This is a genomic window from Candidatus Pelagibacter sp. RS39, assembly GCF_002101315.1.
In the GTDB taxonomy this organism is placed as follows: Bacteria; Pseudomonadota; Alphaproteobacteria; order Pelagibacterales; family Pelagibacteraceae; genus Pelagibacter.
The window spans coordinates 443819-458075 of sequence record NZ_CP020777.1 but is presented as its reverse complement, the minus strand read 5'-3'; the positions used below and the strand labels follow the sequence as shown (position 1 = coordinate 458075).

The 14257-nt window shown below is 29.9% G+C and carries 17 protein-coding genes; 8 read left to right on the top strand and 9 right to left on the bottom strand.

Annotation, left to right across the window (positions count from 1 at the left end; translation table 11 throughout):
- The first annotated feature begins 103 nt into the window (after positions 1-103).
- Positions 104-646 carry a hypothetical protein gene (locus B5L73_RS02420; RefSeq protein ID WP_085147451.1) on the top strand — a complete coding sequence of 181 codons (543 nt, stop codon included), beginning with the start codon at positions 104-106 and terminating at the stop codon, positions 644-646.
- Here B5L73_RS02420 and B5L73_RS06465 read toward each other — a convergent pair.
- Genes B5L73_RS06465 through B5L73_RS02405 form a run of 4 tightly spaced genes read right to left on the bottom strand, consistent with a single transcriptional unit; the run spans position 643 to position 4048 of the window.
- Entirely contained in the window at positions 643-813 is a 171-nt protein-coding gene (locus B5L73_RS06465; protein WP_198150125.1) for a hypothetical protein, read from the bottom strand. The two genes, B5L73_RS02420 and B5L73_RS06465, sit on opposite strands and share 4 nt — an antisense overlap.
- Positions 806-1417, bottom strand: coding sequence for a DUF3726 domain-containing protein (locus B5L73_RS02415; protein ID WP_085147448.1), 612 nt, complete (start codon positions 1415-1417; stop codon positions 806-808). Before B5L73_RS02415 ends, B5L73_RS06465 begins: the two co-directional genes overlap by 8 nt.
- Before the next feature lie 9 nt (positions 1418-1426).
- Complete coding sequence (locus tag B5L73_RS02410) at positions 1427-3079, bottom strand: hypothetical protein (protein WP_085147446.1); 1653 nt, start codon at positions 3077-3079, stop codon at positions 1427-1429.
- Positions 3080-3082: 3 nt separating this feature from the next.
- Positions 3083-4048: a membrane dipeptidase gene (locus B5L73_RS02405; protein WP_085147444.1), complete on the bottom strand. Its 966-nt coding sequence runs from the start codon at positions 4046-4048 to the stop codon at positions 3083-3085.
- Positions 4049-4147: 99 nt separating this feature from the next.
- On the opposite strand from B5L73_RS02405, the gene purE reads away from it, so the two are divergent.
- The 6 genes from purE (at position 4148) to B5L73_RS02375 (ending at position 7741) form a co-directional block, all read left to right on the top strand.
- Positions 4148-4636: a 5-(carboxyamino)imidazole ribonucleotide mutase gene (gene purE, locus B5L73_RS02400; RefSeq protein ID WP_085147442.1), complete on the top strand. Its 489-nt coding sequence runs from the start codon at positions 4148-4150 to the stop codon at positions 4634-4636.
- 4 nt (positions 4637-4640) lie between these two features.
- Complete coding sequence (locus B5L73_RS02395; protein ID WP_085147440.1) at positions 4641-5687, top strand: 5-(carboxyamino)imidazole ribonucleotide synthase; 1047 nt, start codon at positions 4641-4643, stop codon at positions 5685-5687.
- Complete coding sequence (locus B5L73_RS02390) at positions 5687-6154, top strand: GNAT family N-acetyltransferase (RefSeq protein ID WP_085147438.1); 468 nt, start codon at positions 5687-5689, stop codon at positions 6152-6154. The genes B5L73_RS02395 and B5L73_RS02390 overlap by 1 nt, the downstream gene beginning before the upstream one ends.
- Before the next feature lie 117 nt (positions 6155-6271).
- Positions 6272-6478, top strand: a complete 207-nt coding sequence (locus B5L73_RS02385; protein ID WP_008545539.1) for a cold-shock protein — start codon at positions 6272-6274, stop codon at positions 6476-6478.
- 100 nt (positions 6479-6578) lie between these two features.
- Positions 6579-7325 (top strand): aspartate/glutamate racemase family protein, encoded by a 747-nt coding sequence (locus B5L73_RS02380; protein WP_085147436.1) that lies wholly within the window; start codon positions 6579-6581, stop codon positions 7323-7325.
- Positions 7325-7741, top strand: coding sequence for a hypothetical protein (locus B5L73_RS02375; RefSeq protein WP_085147434.1), 417 nt, complete (start codon positions 7325-7327; stop codon positions 7739-7741). The genes B5L73_RS02380 and B5L73_RS02375 overlap by 1 nt, the downstream gene beginning before the upstream one ends.
- Here the strand turns inward: B5L73_RS02375 and B5L73_RS02370 are convergent.
- Entirely contained in the window at positions 7731-8129 is a 399-nt protein-coding gene (locus B5L73_RS02370) for a hypothetical protein (protein ID WP_085147432.1), read from the bottom strand. The two genes, B5L73_RS02375 and B5L73_RS02370, sit on opposite strands and share 11 nt — an antisense overlap.
- Positions 8130-8242: 113 nt before the next feature.
- Here B5L73_RS02370 and B5L73_RS02365 point away from each other — a divergent pair, with 113 nt between their 5' ends.
- Positions 8243-9091, top strand: coding sequence for a DMT family transporter (locus B5L73_RS02365; RefSeq protein ID WP_085147430.1), 849 nt, complete (start codon positions 8243-8245; stop codon positions 9089-9091).
- Positions 9092-9097: 6 nt separating this feature from the next.
- Here the strand turns inward: B5L73_RS02365 and B5L73_RS02360 are convergent, their stop codons facing one another.
- Genes B5L73_RS02360 through B5L73_RS02345 form a run of 4 tightly spaced genes read right to left on the bottom strand, consistent with a single transcriptional unit; the run spans position 9098 to position 14204 of the window.
- Positions 9098-9685 carry a sarcosine oxidase gene (locus B5L73_RS02360; protein WP_085147428.1) on the bottom strand — a complete coding sequence of 196 codons (588 nt, stop codon included), beginning with the start codon at positions 9683-9685 and terminating at the stop codon, positions 9098-9100.
- On the bottom strand, positions 9682-12678 hold the full coding sequence (locus tag B5L73_RS02355) for a sarcosine oxidase subunit alpha family protein (RefSeq protein ID WP_085147426.1): 2997 nt from the start codon (positions 12676-12678) through the stop codon (positions 9682-9684). Before B5L73_RS02355 ends, B5L73_RS02360 begins: the two co-directional genes overlap by 4 nt.
- Positions 12678-12947 (bottom strand): sarcosine oxidase subunit delta, encoded by a 270-nt coding sequence (locus B5L73_RS02350; protein WP_085147424.1) that lies wholly within the window; start codon positions 12945-12947, stop codon positions 12678-12680. The genes B5L73_RS02355 and B5L73_RS02350 overlap by 1 nt, the downstream gene beginning before the upstream one ends.
- Positions 12948-14204, bottom strand: coding sequence for a sarcosine oxidase subunit beta family protein (locus B5L73_RS02345; RefSeq protein ID WP_085147418.1), 1257 nt, complete (start codon positions 14202-14204; stop codon positions 12948-12950). It lies immediately after the preceding gene.
- Between the last annotated feature and the right edge of the window lie 53 nt (positions 14205-14257).

Sequence of the window (14257 nt, the reverse complement as noted above, 5' to 3'; positions counted from 1 at the left end):
GACAATAGGCTTCATTATTGTAATTTGCATTATTATATCTATTGCATTATTACTATTCCCATTGATTGTGTCGTATAAAGATCAAAAAAATAAAAAAAAATGAATGTTTGCTGAATTTCTAAATATAATTTTCAAATCTATAAGATTAGATAAAACTCTTTATAGTGATAACAGAAATTTTGGTGAAGCTGCAATATATTTTGCAGGTTTGATAATGATATTAGATGGTGTTGCAGGAGCAGTGGCTGCAAATACAGTAGTTAAAACAGCCATAGGGATGTCTGGACTCACAGCAATTTTGACATGGTTCATTTGGGCAATTTTTATATATGTAATTGGAGTTAAATTATTTCCAGATAAACAAACAAAAGTATCTTTTAAAAAAGTTTTAATAGCAGTCGGTTTTGCTCATGCCCCAGGTTTAATAAGATTTTTTGCATTAACACCTGAATTGATGATACCAATCATTTTTCTTACTCAATTTTGGATTTTTGCAGGTTTAATTATTTCAACAAAACAAATTTTAAATTTAAAATCCAATTTTAAATCATTTGGAATAATATTTTTATCTTTTTTGATTATTGCTTTTTTATCAATATCTTTTGTTATGAGTAGAATGAATGCTTTACCAATAAATAGTATCTAAATTGGAAAGATTGTTTTTGAAACTCTACATGATTTACAAATTTTAAAACCAGTCAAAATTAAATTTTGGGTAACACTTTCGTCGGTATTTTTACATTCATCACAAATATCATTTAACTCTTCAGTATTTGTGTTGTCTTGGTGTTTGGTGTTATTATCTTCAGTCATTGTCAGTTAAACCTGCTCCTGCCGCACCTTTTTTTAAACTTTCTGTTTCTTCTACAAATGTTTTTTCTGATAACTGATATAAATTTTTCCAATCTTGCTCCATAAAATTGTCATTATTTTCTAAAATTTTTACTTCTGCGTTGGTTGCCAAATTCGGACAATTTTCATTTAATAAGTTTGTAGCAATATTGACATTAATATTTAGGAGAAATTCATTTTTTTCAAATTTAAAAGATATTTTTTTTCCAATAACTTCTGAACTTTTACTAAGAAAAGGTAAAAATAATAATGGGAATGCGATTTTAGAAAAATTAATTTTTTTTATTTTTTCAAGATTTTCAATTTGATCTAAAAAACTTACTCCTAAAATAATTGGGCAATAAGAAAATTTTAAACATTTATTATTTTCAGTAATTAAATTTAGATTTTCAAACTTTTTATCTTTTTTTTCCTTCAAATATTCATTTAAATTTTTAACTCCTTTGAAGCTAAACATTTCTAATAATCTTATACTTTTGCCAACTTCCTCACTTATTCCCCAAGAGTAACCTGATGCTCTACTTGCACGTTTTGAGATTGTTTCAATTTCACTCAAAGATTTCATAAAATTTAATTAGCAATAAACCCAATGCTGATTATAATCTTTTAATTCATTTGGAAGTGGTGCTCCCTGAAACATACAAATTCTTAACCATTTATCTGATCTAGGATCAAATTTTAACGCACCAAAAAAAGATAATTTTAATCTTAACATGTCAATTGGGACAACATTTTCACTAATTGTATTATCTTGTATCTCAGCATATGGGAATTTTTCAATGATAAATGCTCGTCTTACAACGTGTCTTAAGTCAGAATTATTCATTAAAAATCTATCAATAGTTAAATCATCTTTACATGATTTTAATTGATCGTTAAGTCTTTTAATGTCTCTTGCTATCGCAAGAGGTTGTTCTAATTCTGCACCTTCCTCTTCAAAACGATCTGCATACCTCGGCTCTTCCTTGTTTTTAGATATAAACCAAAAATTCCTTAAATTTGATTTATCTTTGAAATCAATTTTAAGAATATCAGGATACCTTTGCTTTAGAATATTTTTAAGTTCTAAAATTGTTCTCTCCGTGGGAATTCTAAAATATCTTTCCTCATCTGAGCTCATGTTCTTAATCAATGGTTGAACAATTTCATCAAAAGGTTCCATCATCATAGACACAATATACTCTATAGTTTCTTCGCAAGTTTCTTTCTCTAACCACAAATATATTTGGTTGAAAGGATATGGACTTTTAAAATCTAATTGATTTTCTAAAAATTCTAAAAATTTTTTTACATTAATAAGTAACGAATTTATTTTTTTTATTTGAAATTCACTCTCAGAATTCCAACTTGTAATATTTTTTAAAGAATCTTTGACACATTTTTTGAATAAGTCTCTATCTTTTGAGTTCACATTTTTAATTTCTCTAATTTTTTTTAGAGCAATCTCTCTGGATAAAATCCAATTATTTAATAACGTGGGATGATTTACAATAAATGGTGCCATACCAAGTCCAGTTGAGTTTCCTATTCCAAGGTTTCTACAAATTGTTGGGTCTAAATTTACTGCATTCTTTGGGTCTTTATGCTTTGCTACATGATTCACTTGATCAAAAGTGAATTGCCTTACTAAATAGACCAACATCATCTCTAATCTAAAAGGTCCGTTAATTTCTGCCCTATTTTTAATTCTAAATCGATCTGCTAAACCAAATTTTCCAGAACCGTAAACGGCAGTAGTTCTATATAAATAGCCAACTTTTTCTAATAAATTTAAATCTGGCTGAATACCTTTACTTAAGTTTTCAACTACATGATTAAAGACTCTAACTGATTTATTTGCTCTAGATAAAGTTAATTCTTTGTATGAAAGTCTACCAACTTCTTGTCTTGGGACTTCATTCTTCAATCTTTCAATATCTTTTTTTGAGGGAACTCCATCATGCAAAGTAAAGGCAGCATCCCATTTTGTTGCAATAACTCTATCTGATCTATCATTGTCATCTATTTTGTTTGCAAAACAGACTAATGAGTAAACTCTTTTATTTTTTTTAAAAGAATATATCGCTACTCCATATCCACCAGAATCTAAGTTGAATAAATCTCTGCTGTATTCCCAATCTTTAAATTCATCTAAAAAACTTCTTAAAAATGATAATTTAGATTGATGAAAAGACCCTAGTCTAGACAATTTCATTATTACGTTTGGATCTCTTAATTCAACTTTCATGTTTTAAATATTTCTATAAAAATTATACCAATTGTTACCTAATATCCCGTTAGTTTCTTCCTCTGAAAATCCAACTTTCCTTAATCCCTTTTCTATATTAAAAAAACCTCTAGCATCCTCAAACCAATCTGGTTGTTTAGGGAAGCCTGGTTTATTTTTAGATCCTTCTCCATAATTTTTACTTTTAGACCAAGTGCCATTTCTCATCCATTCCACAATCTCATCAGGCTGATTCAAACATAAATCAGATCCAATACCAATATTTTTGATGTTCATTATATCTGATGTTCTGGCAATCATCTCACAGAAGCTATCTAAGGAACAATTATTATTATCTTTTAAATGATGAGGATATAATGAAAAACCTAACATTCCTCCGCTATCACTTAAAACTTTTAATAAATCATTAGATTTATTTCTTTTAGCAGCATGCCAAAAGCTGGGGTTAGCATGTGTGATCGCAATTGGTTTTTCACTAATTTCAATTGCATCTAATGTACTTTTTTCAGCAGAGTGAGACATGTCTATAACTATTCCAACTCTGTTCATTTCTTTTATCACCTCACGTCCAAAATTAGTTACTCCACTATCAATTTTTTCATAACAGCCAGTTGCGAGAAGAGATTGGTTATTATAAGTTAATTGCATAAAGCGACATCCAAGTTGATGTACTTTTTCAACTAAATATATGTCATCCTCAATTGGTGAACAGTTTTGAAAACCAAAAAAAATTGAGGTTTTTTTTTCTAATTTAGCTTTCTCAATATCCTTAAAGCTAGTACCATGGAAAATTAAATCAGAGTTTTCATCAAAAAGTTTTTGCCATTTCTTAATTTCATTAAGAAGTTCATTATAGTCTTCATGATAAACAATTGTTACGTGGACAGCATCCAGTTCTGCTTGTCTATTAATCTCAAATACTTCTCGAGTCCAATTACAATATTGTAAATTATCAATCTTAAATTTCATGAGTTTGATTTTATCAAACCATATCAATATGTATTTGAAATTCTATTAATTTATTGAAATTTTAACAATTTTTTGAAATAAAGTTTGAATAAATAACTCATGAATAAAAAAAATCTGAAAGTTTCAATTGTTATGGGTAGTCAATCTGACTTTAAAACAATGAAATTAGCAAAACAAATTTTAAAAAAGCTAAAAGTTCCCATGGAAACAAAGATTATTTCTGCTCATAGAACGCCAATGAGAATGTACAAATACGCATCTGATGCAGAAAAAAATAATATCGGTGTGATCATTGCAGGTGCTGGAGGATCGGCACATTTACCCGGGATGATAGCTGCACTTACTCAAATACCAGTATTAGGTGTCCCCATTGAAAGTAAAAAACTTAAAGGTTTAGACAGCTTATTATCTATTGCTCAAATGCCAAAAGGTATCCCTGTGGGGACTTTAGCAATAGGAGAGGATGGAGCAATAAATGCAGCGATACTTGCTGCATCAATTATCTCCAACAACAATCCTCTGGTAAGATCTAAACTTAAAAGTTGGAGAATATCTCAAACAAAATCAGTTAGAAAAAATCCAAAATAATTTAATGTCTGAAATTAGATTAGGAATACTTGGTGGCGGTCAATTAGGAAGCATGTTGTCTGTTGCTGCAAAAAAATTAAATATTAAAACTATAATTTACTCTAATGATCAAGATGCTCCTGCACAAAATTTTTGTGATGAATTTATATTTGGTGATTACAAAGACAAAAATAAGATTAACGATTTTGCGAGAAAAGTAAGTATAGTTACATATGAATTTGAAAATATTCCCTATGAGACTTTAAATGAAATAAATAAATTTAAAAATGTTAATCCAAAACCATCTATTAACCGATTAATTCAACACCGTTTAGCTGAAAAAGATTTTGTTAATAAATTAAATATCAGAACAACAAGGTATGTTAGTATAGAAAAAAAATCTGATTTAGAGTCACTTGGTGATTTTTTACCAGGAATTTTAAAAACAACAACCATGGGTTATGATGGAAAAGGCCAATACCCCATCAAATCACTAAATGATTTGAATGGATTAAATATTGATTTTTCAAAAGAATATATTCTTGAAAAATTGGTTAAATTAAAAAAAGAAATTTCAGTAATAATTACAAGATTTGGTAATAACAGATATGAAATTTATGAGGCAATAGAAAATATACACGAAAATCAAATTTTAAAAAAATCTAAAATCCCTGCTGACATAACTCAAAAACTTATAGAACAATCTAGAGAATGGAGTAAACAAATTTCTGAAGAATTAAAATATATTGGTACACTTTGTGTCGAATTTTTTGTTGATCGAAATGATAATCTTTATGTAAATGAAATAGCACCAAGAGTTCATAATTCTGGACATTTAACTATTAATGCTTTTAATGTAAGTCAATTTGAAAATCATATAAGAGCAGTTTGTTCTTTAGATCAGATTCCTTTAAAGAAATTACATAATGCAGAGATGATTAACCTTATAGGTAACCAAATTACACCATATAGACAAAATATAAATTTAAAGGAAAATGAATTTTTTTTTGATTATCTTAAAAAAGAAATTAAAGATAAAAGAAAAATGGGTCATTTAACAAAAATTTTCTGATGTTTAAAACTATTGAGGGTAACTTTGAAAATTTAGAAGTTAATGAACTTTTAAAAAAACATTTTGTAGAACTAAGAGAAGCTTCGCCCGAGGGAAGTGCTCATGTTTTGGATATTGAGGGTTTAAAAGTGCCATCTATCAAGTTTTGGAGCTTATGGGATGATGATAAATTGATGGGTTGTGGTGCTCTTAAAATTTTGGATAAAGACCACGGTGAATTTAAATCAATAAGATTACATGATGACTTCAGAAACAAAGGCAATGGCATTAAACTTATTAATCATTTATTTGATGAAGCCAAAAAATTAAATATTAAACGAATAAGTATAGAAACTGGAGCTGGAATATTCTTTAAACCAGCCAGAAAATTATTTGATATATGTGGATTTAAGCCCTGTGAACCATTTGCTCATTATATAAAGGATAAAAATTCAATTTATTTATCAAAATTAATAAACAACAATTGAGATTAAATTTTCAATCAACCATCTATTTTGTTGACAAAACTGATTAAATTATAAAGAAAGACATTATTACTTAATTATAAGTAATAAATTAATAAACAATAAAGTAAGAAGAAAAATATGAGTCTACAAGGAAAAGTAAAATGGTTCAATCCAACCAAAGGTTTTGGTTTTATTGAAAGAGAAGATAAAGAAAAAGATGTGTTTGTACATGTTTCAGCTGTAAGAGATGCTGGTATGAACGGTTTAGATGAGGGTCAAGCTTTGACTTTCGATGTTGAAGATGGTCCCAAAGGTCCTTCAGCAGTTAACTTAAAAACTGCATAATTTTCATTATATAAATTATTGGCTATAAGATTTACAACTAGATTATAATTGTATATTTGTAGCCAATAAAAAAATTTAAAATCAGATAAATAAAACTAAAATGATCGGGATTTTAGGTGGTATGGGCACACAAGCAGGCCTGGACTTTTGCAACAAACTTGCAATTCTTTATCGAGGAAAAATTGATCAAGAATATCCATTATTTCTCCTTTTCAACAAATCAAATATTCCTGGAAGACCCGAGTCGATAGGTGTTCAAACTAAAAATTTATCTAATCGAAAAAAAAATAAAAAAATTGAAAAAAAATACTCACTTGTATTAAAAAGTTTATTACATGGATGTAGTATACTCAAAAAAAGTAAATGTAAGTTTATTGTTATTCCATGTAATACTGCTCACTATTGGTATGATGACTTAAGAAAGAAAATAAAACTGCCAATCATCAACATGCCGAAAGAAGTATTTACTCATACAAAAAAAACATGCAAAAAAAATTCATCAATAGGACTATTAGCAACTGAAGGTACTTTAAATACAGGAGTTTATAATAAATTTTTTGATAAGAGCTATAATCTTATTTTTCCAAACACTTCTCTACAAAAAAATTCTGTTAATAAAGCAATAAAATTTGTCAAAATGGGAAATGTTAAAGCTGCAAGTAAGATTATCAAACCAGCCATAAATTATTTAATTAAAAAAAAATGTAAAAAAATAATTTTAGGCTGTACTGAATTGCCAATTGCTATCTTCGCATTTAAATCTATTAAAAAAGTAAAGACTTCAAAAATTTTTTTAGATCCAAATTTGATACTGGCCAATGCGGCTATGAAAAAATACCGTAAGTAATGAAATCTAAAGATAAACCATACATATTATATGTAGCAGAAAAGATTTATCTAGAAGTTTCAAAAATTAAAAAAAAAAATAACGGTTTTTCTAATATAGATGCCATAGATGGTTTTATTGGATCAGAAACCTACAAAGAAGTAAGTAGTGGTAAATTTCATGATAATTGGTTTGAAGAATTAGAGAAAAAAAATGAAAAAATTCCTGAAGAGACAATGAGATTACTAAAAATACAAAGAGAAATGATGATTAAACAATTAATTCAATACCCAGAGCTTTATTACACTAAAAGTCATTTTCCTTTAGAAATTTCTCAACGTGCGTTTGATCATTTATGGAGAATGTGTGAAAGTTATGAGTTATGGTGTAAAGAAACTAACCAAAAAAAATTAATACTTTTAAATCTTACTGATTAATTTTTTTTTGTATTAGCTTTTTATGAGTTAATTCGACTCTTTTTTCAACTAACAGTTTAAAATCTTTTATTATTTTTTTTTCATTATTTTGATTCATAAGTTTTTGATGAGCTATTTGAACCCTTTTTTCGATTAGATTTTTGAAATCTTTATTAATACGGTTTTGTTGATTATTTTTGGATACTTCTTCTGTGATGTAACCAAGAGAGCTTTTGCCTGTTTTTTTTTTAAATTCATTATCGAAGACTAATTGAGCAGTTGCTTTAGCTAGATTTCCTGATGTGGCTGCAGTAATTGCAGGACCCAACACAGCTGGTAAAGGAACAAAACCCGTCAAAAATAAAAATGACGAGAGAAATAAACTAATTTTTAAAAATCTTAAAGTCACAAGTTAAAATTATTTGATTTGTTCTGAAGCTACAATCAATAAATTGTCCAAAATAAGCTTTAATATTAATTAAATAGTGTGATAATTCATCTAATTTTACGTCATTTTTTAACATGATCAAAATTTTTCCTTTTATTTTTATTATCCTTTGGTCATCTGCGTTTATAACTACTAAACCTATCATTGATCATAGTGATCCATTTGCTGCACTGGCTTTTCGTTTTTTTTTCGTAGCAGTTGGATTTTTATTGTTCTCAATTTATTCTAATTATTCAATTATAATAAAAAGAAAAAACTTAATTGAATCAGTCCTAAGTGGTGTTCTTTTCCATGGTTTATATTTAGGAGGGGTTTTTTACTCAATTTCTATTGGTATGCCTACGAGTATTGCTGCATTAATTGTAACTCTGCAACCAATCTTAACAAATATCCTTAGTGGACCAATCTTAAATGAAAAGGTAACTTTTAAACAATGGATTGGTGTTTTACTTGGATTTTTTGGTGCAACACTAGTTTTAGGATTAGATCTAGGATCGAAGATCCCATTGCTTGGGCTAGTTGCTACAATAATAGCGTTAATTTCAATAACAGCATCAACAATTTGGCAAAAAAAATTAAGTTATAATTTACCTTTGTCCGTAAGTAATTTTTATCAAGCTATAGGAGGCTGTTTTTTTCATATCCTCGTAGTCATATTTTTTGCAAAACCATATATAGCCTTCACAAAAACATTTTTTCTAGCAATGGGTCACCAAATACTTCTTGTGTCTTTTGGTGCTTTTACAATTTTAATGTTTTTAATCAAAAAAAATTCCGCAAGTAAGACAGTCTCAATTTTTTTTCTAATCCCTGCAACATCTGCTTTGATGGCTTGGTTTTTTTTAGGGGAAACCTTAACAGTAATTGATCTCTTAGGTTTTTTGATAACTTCAATAGGAGTTTATATAGCTACTAGAGATTAGTCTAAGTTACTTGTTTTCGTATCCAAACTCTAGTGATGCATCAGTAATAGAATGGTACAAAGACTCCCCAAAACTTCTTAACGCAAATAACCTTACCTTGAATGGTTTGTCATTAAGCAAGTCTACTGTAAAAGCAATATTATTATAAATAGAATTTATTGAATTATCTTTTTTTAAAATATCAAAATTAAATGGTGATCCTTTTTTTAAAACTTCTAATACATAATTACCCTCTATTTCAATTACAGCTCTTGAATGAGACAAATCAGTTACTGCAAAATCGGTTTCTTTACATGTTAAAGAAATACTTTTGATTAAATCTTTATTTGAGGATACTAACAGCCAATTTTTTGGGCCATTCCATAAGATTCTTGTATTTTCATTAAAAGCCACATTCAATGAAGAGTCTTTTAGTTTTAAACCGTTAATATCAATATTTTCAATTTGAATATTAGAATTTTTGAATTGTACTATTTGAACAATTAATAAATTTTTTTTTTCTGAAATTTTTAGTAAGTCATCGCCTTTTTTGTCCTCAAAGTCCCCAAATTGTCCTTGATGATGAACATTAGCTAGCGCAGAAATTAAACTCATGATCTAACCCTCTCGCCTTTCGGATCCACATAATGTGAAGACACTATCTCAACTGGAATTACTTTATTTTTTAGAGGTGACATTACGAATAACTTTTCTCCTATCATATTCTTACCATCTTTTAAAATTGCTAAAGAAAATGGATTATCGTGTTCAACACTCCAACATGAGGCTGAAATATAACCTAATTTTGGATTTGGAAGTGGTGCATTTGAATCTTTAACCAAATGAGATCCTTCCGGAATACTTGTTTTTTTATCTAATGGGACAACACCAACAATTTTTTGTCTATCTTCAGCTGCAAAAGCTTTTCTTGATAAAGATCTTTTTCCAATAAAATCTTTCTTTTTGCTAAGAAGTCCCTCAAGAGAATTGTCATAAGGAATAGTTCTTCCATCAAGCTCTGAACCTGCAACATGTCCCATCTCAATTCTTAATGTTGAAAGTGCTTCTGTTCCATACGGTTGAATTCCAAACTCTTCACCAACTTCTATTATTTTTTCCCACATAAAATATCCATAATCTGACTCAACATTTACTTCGTATGCAAGTTCACCAGAGAATGAAATTCTAAAAATTTTAGCTTTTACTCCAAACAAATCACCTTCCATATAACCCATAAAAGGAAGTCCTTCATTCGTTACATCAGAATTTGGAAAAAGTTTTTTTAATACTTCTCTTGATTTTGGTCCAGCAATTGCAGCTCCTGCCCATTGTTCAGTCGTTGAAACTACATTAACATTTAGCTCTGGCCAAACTAGTTGTAGATAATATTCTAGATGTGATAAAACATTGGCAGCTTGTGCTGTTGTAGTGGTCATATGGTAATGATTTTCTGATATTCTTGTTGTTGTTCCATCATCCATAACAATTCCGTCTTCTCTCAACATCACACCATATCGTGCTTTGCCAACCGGTAGTTTTAACCAGGCATTTGTATAAACTCTATTTAAAAGCTCCGCTGCATCCGGTCCTTTAATATCAATTTTACCTAAAGTGGTGACGTCACAAACACCAACATTTGTTCTTACATTTTTAGCTTCTCTTTTTGACGCCTCAAATAGATTTTCATCACCACGTTTATAATATCTTGGTCTTAACCATACGCCTGCATCAACAAAGACCGCATTATTTTTTTCATGCCATGAATGCATTGGGGATTTTCTAGTTGGTTTTGAATGTTTTCCTACTTCCCTTCCAACGATTGCTCCAATAGAAACTGGTGAATAAGGCGGTCTAAAAGTTGTATGCCCAACTGCAGGAACAACTTTATTCTCAATTTTAGATACTAATTGTAAACCGTTAAGATTACTTGTCTTACCTTGGTCAGTAGCCATGCCAAGTGTAGTATATCTTTTTACATGTTCAATAGATCTATACCCTTCTTTAAGGGCTATCTCTATGTCAGAAACTGCAACATCATTTTGGAAATCTAAAAATCTTTTGTAGTTTTTTCCTTTTGGTAGGGGCACACACCAAAACTTATCATGTACTGTAGATTTCTTTTCAACAACATTAGGAAAAGAAACCTTGTTATCATTATTAGTAATTTTTTTTGAAATTTGATTTCCTTTTTCAAAGGAGTCTTTTAAAGTCTCTTCCAAAGTGTAAATCCCATTTGCAGCTCCTAAAGTTTTTTCATTTTGTTTAGACACACCAGGAACAAATGCATCAATTTCCTCGTTAAATTTTGTTTTATTTCCTGATTGTGATGCCAAATGAATTGTAGGTGTCCAAAAACCAGAAACACAAATGCAATCACATTTTATATTTTCAACTGATCCAAGTTCTTCTTTGTCATCTGAAATTTTAGCTATGTCAGCTGATTTTACTTTTTTATATCCTTGAGCAGCTACGACCACATATGAGTTTTTAATATTAATATTCATATTTTTTGCTTCTTCAATAATTTCTGATTGAGGTTCTTTTCTTGTATCTAAAATTATTGGATCAACACCATTCTTTTTGAATTCAATGGCTGTTTCATAACCACTATCATTGTTTGTAAAGACAAGCGGTTTTTTTCCAACTAATACACCATACACTTTCATGTATTCTTTAGCGGCTGAAGACAACATTACACCTGGGGTATCATTATTGCCAAATACAATTGGTCTTTCAATTGATCCGGATGAAATCAATACTTCTTTTGCTCTAATATACCATAGTCTTTGTTTTGGATGATATTTTTTCGTTTTTGGCAAATGGTCACTTATTCTTTCAGACATAACTAACATGTTATGATCATAGTAACCAAAAACTTGAGATCTGTTTTTTATAGTAACATTAGACATTTCTTTGAGTTCTGAAACAATACTATCTGCCCACTCTTTACCTGATTGATTCCCTATATTGACATCACTTGTTAATAGAGTTCCTCCAAATCGTGATTTGTCCTCTGCGAGAATTACTTTAGCTCCATTTTTTGCAGCTGAATAAGCGCTCGCTAATCCTGATGGGCCTGAGCCCGTGATTAATAGATCACAATATTCATATTTGTGTTCATATCTTTCTTTATCATGTTTTATAGATGCTGTTCCTAAACCAGCAGCTTTTCTGATAAATGGTTCATAAATTTTATACCAAAAACTTTTTGGCCACATAAAGGTCTTGTAATAAAAACCAGCAGGAAGGAATATCTTTAAAAAATTATTTATAGCTCCGACATCAAAATTTACACTCGGCCAACAATTAACACTTTTTGCTTCCAGACCTTCAAAAAGTTCTTGTTCAGTAGCTTTTATATTCGGTTCTGTTTCACCGTTTCTATATAATTGAACTATTGCATATGGCTCATCAACACCAGCTCCAAAAAAACCTCTCGGTCTATGATATTTAAAACTTCTCCCAATTAAATGAACTCCATTGGCAATTAATGCAGAAGCAAGAGTGTCTCCTTCATAACCAAAATAATTTTTACCATTAAATTTAAAAGAAATTTTTTTATCTCTATTTATTAATCCACCACTTTTTAATCTAAAACTTTGTGTCATTATGAAATTTCTTCGTTAGCTTTGAGTGTTTTAAAAATTTCATGAGTAGCTGTATCTCTTTGAACTTTAATCCATTGTCTACAACCTGATAAATGTTGCCATAACTCCCAATGCTTTCCTCTTAAGCTTTTTCTATTGTAAACAAAATTATCCCAATCTTGATCAGATATTTCTTTTCCTAATTCTGGTCGTTTGATAGTTGCATCACCACCATATGAAAATTCATTCTGTGATCTCATTCCACAGTGTGGACATTTGATATGGAGCATTTATGAAATCCAAGTTTTTGTACCAAGTCCCTTTTCGTCTAGTAAGTGACCAGTATTAAATCTATTTAAACTATAGCCTGCATTTAATTCATGAACTCTATCTTGTGCAATGGTGTGTGCAAATGTCCAGCCAGATGCAGGTGTTGCTTTAAATCCACCATAGCACCAACCACAATTTAAATACAAACCTTCAATGTGAGTTTTATCTATTATGGGAGAACCATCCATAGACATATCCATTATTCCACCCCAGGTTCTAAGCATTTTCAATTTACTTAGGAAAGGCATCATTGCTATTCCTTCCGTAAGAACATGTTGAAGTGTTGGAAGATTGCCTCTTTGTGCATAACTATTATAGCCATCAAGATCACCACCCATTACCATTTCTCCTTTGTCAGACTGGCTGATATAAAAATGCCCAGCACCAAAGGTAACTACTTTATCTAAAACTGGTTTCACTGGCTCAGATACACATGCTTGTAATAGATGAGTCTCAATTGGCAGTGTCATATTTAGTTTTTCTGCTAAAATATTTGTACTACCCGCAACACATAATCCAATTTTTTTTGCTTTAATGTCTCCTCGAGAAGTTCTCACTCCATTAATTTTCCCTGCGGACACATCAAACCCAATCACTTCACAGTTTTGAATTATGTCTACGCCCATGTCATCTGCTTGACGTGCATAACCCCAAGCAACAGCATCGTGTCTAGCTGTTCCTGCACTAGGCTGCATTAATCCTCCAAAAATTGGAAATCGTACATTCTCAGAAAAATCAGCCATAGGAATAATTTCTTTAACCTCTTCTCTGTTTAATAGCACTGCATCGATTCCATTTAATCTCATTGAATTCCCTCTTCGAGCATATGTATTCATTTGAGCATCTGAGTGAGCGAGATTTATTATTCCTCTTGGAGAAAACATTACGTTGTAGTTTAAATCTTGACTCATTCTTCTCCAAAGATCCATTCCAAACTCGCTGAATAATGCATTATCATCATGCATATAATTTGATCTAATTATTGTGGTATTTCGACCAACATTACCTCCCCCAATCCAACCTTTTTCAATTATAGCAACATTGGTAATGTTATGTTCTTTTGCTAAATAATATGCAGTTGCTAAACCGTGACCACCGCCACCGATAATTACAACATCATATTCTTTCTTAGGTGTTGGGTCTTTCCAAGCTAAGTCCCAATTTTGATGATTTGAAAGCGCATTTTTAACAAGACTAAAAACTGAATATTTTTGCATGAATAAATTTTATAATAATGAGTATAAATAGTTCATATTTTTTTTATATATAA

What these genes read in the sequence shown, in the direction of transcription:
- B5L73_RS02420 (WP_085147451.1), top strand. Translation starts at nt 104, where the DNA reads ATGTTTGCTGAATTTCTAAATATAATTTTCAAATCTATAAGATTAGAT.
- B5L73_RS06465 (WP_198150125.1), bottom strand. Translation starts at nt 813, where the DNA reads ATGACTGAAGATAATAACACCAAACACCAAGACAACACAAATACTGAA.
- B5L73_RS02415 (WP_085147448.1), bottom strand. Translation starts at nt 1,417, where the DNA reads ATGAAATCTTTGAGTGAAATTGAAACAATCTCAAAACGTGCAAGTAGA.
- B5L73_RS02410 (WP_085147446.1), bottom strand. Translation starts at nt 3,079, where the DNA reads ATGAAAGTTGAATTAAGAGATCCAAACGTAATAATGAAATTGTCTAGA.
- B5L73_RS02405 (WP_085147444.1), bottom strand. Translation starts at nt 4,048, where the DNA reads ATGAAATTTAAGATTGATAATTTACAATATTGTAATTGGACTCGAGAA.
- purE (WP_085147442.1), top strand. Translation starts at nt 4,148, where the DNA reads ATGAATAAAAAAAATCTGAAAGTTTCAATTGTTATGGGTAGTCAATCT.
- B5L73_RS02395 (WP_085147440.1), top strand. Translation starts at nt 4,641, where the DNA reads ATGTCTGAAATTAGATTAGGAATACTTGGTGGCGGTCAATTAGGAAGC.
- B5L73_RS02390 (WP_085147438.1), top strand. Translation starts at nt 5,687, where the DNA reads ATGTTTAAAACTATTGAGGGTAACTTTGAAAATTTAGAAGTTAATGAA.
- B5L73_RS02385 (WP_008545539.1), top strand. Translation starts at nt 6,272, where the DNA reads ATGAGTCTACAAGGAAAAGTAAAATGGTTCAATCCAACCAAAGGTTTT.
- B5L73_RS02380 (WP_085147436.1), top strand. Translation starts at nt 6,579, where the DNA reads ATGATCGGGATTTTAGGTGGTATGGGCACACAAGCAGGCCTGGACTTT.
- B5L73_RS02375 (WP_085147434.1), top strand. Translation starts at nt 7,325, where the DNA reads ATGAAATCTAAAGATAAACCATACATATTATATGTAGCAGAAAAGATT.
- B5L73_RS02365 (WP_085147430.1), top strand. Translation starts at nt 8,243, where the DNA reads ATGATCAAAATTTTTCCTTTTATTTTTATTATCCTTTGGTCATCTGCG.
- B5L73_RS02360 (WP_085147428.1), bottom strand. Translation starts at nt 9,685, where the DNA reads ATGAGTTTAATTTCTGCGCTAGCTAATGTTCATCATCAAGGACAATTT.
- B5L73_RS02355 (WP_085147426.1), bottom strand. Translation starts at nt 12,678, where the DNA reads ATGACACAAAGTTTTAGATTAAAAAGTGGTGGATTAATAAATAGAGAT.
- B5L73_RS02350 (WP_085147424.1), bottom strand. Translation starts at nt 12,947, where the DNA reads ATGCTCCATATCAAATGTCCACACTGTGGAATGAGATCACAGAATGAA.
- B5L73_RS02345 (WP_085147418.1), bottom strand. Translation starts at nt 14,204, where the DNA reads ATGCAAAAATATTCAGTTTTTAGTCTTGTTAAAAATGCGCTTTCAAAT.